Below are 326 nucleotides of genomic sequence, written 5' to 3'. Positions count from 1 at the left end.
GTGATGGCCACGGGCCGTTCGGACTATCCGAACCAGGTCAACAACGTGCTGTGCTTCCCGTACATCTTCCGCGGCGCGCTGGACGTGGGCGCCACGACCATCACGCGCGAAATGGAAAAGGCGGCGGTGTACGCCATTGCCGAACTGGCCGAGGAAGAGCAGAACGAAGTCGTGGCCGCCGCCTATGGCACGTTCGATATTTCGTTTGGTCCCGAATACCTGATCCCAAAGCCGTTCGATCCGCGCCTCATCGTGCGCATCGCGCCGGCCGTGGCCAAGGCTGCAATGGAAGGTGGCGTCGCCACGCGTCCGCTGGCGGACCTGGA

Annotated in this window: 1 protein-coding gene; it reads left to right on the top strand. The window is 63.8% G+C overall.

The features are described from left to right. On the top strand, window positions 1-326 hold a 326-nt coding region (locus tag ASD71_RS27845; protein ID WP_304438799.1), incomplete at both ends, for a malic enzyme-like NAD(P)-binding protein.

Source organism: Achromobacter sp. Root565 (assembly GCF_001427425.1).
Lineage (GTDB): Bacteria > Pseudomonadota > Gammaproteobacteria > Burkholderiales > Burkholderiaceae_B > Achromobacter > Achromobacter spanius_D.
This window is presented reverse-complemented; position numbering and strand designations above follow the sequence as displayed.